Source organism: Kitasatospora sp. NPDC015121 (assembly GCF_055562955.1).
Window position 1 is genome coordinate 1 of sequence record NZ_JBVHEH010000101.1, and the last position, 1,853, is coordinate 1,853.

3 protein-coding genes are annotated in these 1,853 nt (G+C 60.3%); all 3 read left to right on the plus strand.

Going from position 1 to position 1,853, the window contains the following annotated elements; all coding sequences use genetic code 11:
- Positions 1-235: 235 nt before the first annotated feature.
- Positions 236-853, plus strand: coding sequence for a hypothetical protein (locus ACZ3J7_RS41000; RefSeq protein ID WP_353802689.1), 618 nt, complete (start codon positions 236-238; stop codon positions 851-853).
- A gap of 39 nt (positions 854-892) precedes the next feature.
- Complete coding sequence (locus ACZ3J7_RS41005) at positions 893-1,186, plus strand: transposase (protein ID WP_003945099.1); 294 nt, start codon at positions 893-895, stop codon at positions 1,184-1,186.
- The coding region (locus ACZ3J7_RS41010; protein ID WP_352102050.1) for a DDE-type integrase/transposase/recombinase at positions 1,183-1,853 on the plus strand (671 nt) is incomplete at its 3' end. The genes ACZ3J7_RS41005 and ACZ3J7_RS41010, both read left to right, overlap by 4 nt.

The window sequence follows — 1,853 nt, forward strand, 5'->3', positions numbered from 1 at the left end:
GTGGCCTCGCTGTTGTCGCGTTGTGAGAGACCAACAGCATGTCGGGGCCACGAGCCCCATCAACTACCGGGCACCCCGCTCAAGCGCGAAGAGCCCAATATTGAAGTGCCGTACTTGATCAGTTTTCACGTGCCGTCGACACCTGTGGTTTCGGGTCTCGGCGGGTTCCGCTGCGGTTTCTGCCGTCGCTTTGCTCGCGCTGGTTGTCGTGGGGATCTCGAAGGAATGGCTGGTAGTGCGGTACAGCGCAGTATTGGCCCCGTTGGGCGCGATTGTGGCGGCGTCGATTGCATCGGCTGGTGCCGCGCGATTGGCGATGGCTCAGACCGCAAATGCTGACAGAACTCGGCTCGAAGATGCCGAGAAAGATCTGTGGAGTCGATTCGAGGGGGCTGCGAAGCAGCTCGCTGATGAGTCGCACTTCGCGATTCGGGTAGCAGGGGTTTACGCCTTCGTCGGTTTGGCTGACGACTGGCTCCGGCTTCGACGCAAGAAGAATGTCACCGCTCGGGAGAACATCGTGCGAGCTGAGTGCGAGACGATCACAGACACCCTGTGTGCCTACCTCCGTCAAAATAATCGTAAAGTCCCGGATGTCACTGGTCCGAACGATGAGTCGCGCGCACGAGTAAAAGCTCAGCGAATAGTGAACGAGGCAATAATCAGCCAGTTCCGGATACATCTGCAGTTCGAGAAGAATGGCGAAGAAGCCGGGGGCCTGTGGGCTGACATTGGGCTGAGACTTGATCTGCGCGGCGTCGACATTACGAGCGCCTATTTCGACGGGATGGATCTGAAGGATTCGGTGTTCGTAGACGCTGAAGGGTCTGCTGCACGGATAGGTGACATCTGATCTGTGGTGCCGAGAGGTGCCGCTGGAAGGATGTGCACCATGCCGAAGCCCTATCCCCGAGAGTTCCGTGAGGACGTTGTTCGGGTTGCCCGCAGTCGCGAGCCCGGAATGCTGTTGAAGCAGATCGCCGCCGACTTCGGGATCAGTGAATCCTGCCTGACGGGTTGGCTGAAAGTGGCCGATATCGAGGACGGAATCAAATCAGGAACTACCGGTGAGGACGTGGTCGAGAACCGGGAACTGCGCAAGCGAATCCGGTTGCTCGAGCAGGAGAACGAAGTCTTGCGCCGTGCTGCCGCCTATCTTTCCCAGGCGAACCTGCCGGGAAAATGATGTACCCGCTCGTTCGTGAGCTGGCCGAGGACGGCATTCCCGTCACGGTGACGTGCCGGGTACTCGAGATCGCTCGCCAGCCCTACTACCGGTGGCTGGCTGACCCGGTGACCGATGCCGACCTCGCGGAGGCCTACCGGGCGAACGCTCTGTTCAGGGCCCATAAGGACGACCCGGAGTTCGGCTACCGGTTCCTGTTCTACGAGGCTCGCGACGCCGGCCAGGTGATGGCCGAGCGCACAGCGTGGCGGATCTGCTCGAACAACGGCTGGTGGAGTGTGTTCGGCAAGAAACGCGGAAAAGCCAAGCGCCCGGGGCCTGCGGTCCACGACGACCACGTCCAACGCAACTTCACCGCCGATGCTGCGAATCAGCTGTGGCTGGGCGACATCACAGAGCATTGGACGAGCGAAGGCAAGCTCTACCTGTGCGCGTTCAAAGACGTATTCTCCAACCGGATCGTTGGCTACTCCATCAGCGATCGGATGAAGTCCCGGCTCGCGGTCGATGCGCTCGACAACGCCGTCGCCCGCCGAGATTTCGTCGCAGGCTGCGTGGTCCACACCGACAGAGGATCGCAAGGCGCATTCAACTGGTCGAAGCAACACGTTGCTGTTGAATTGATCGTAGGTGTTCGTCCCAAGCTTCAGCGGGGGTTCGCCATTGG

Bases quoted from the DNA above. Each gene is read 5' to 3' on its own strand.
- ACZ3J7_RS41005 (WP_003945099.1), top strand. From the start codon at position 893: ATGCCGAAGCCCTATCCCCGAGAGTTCCGTGAGGACGTTGTTCGGGTT.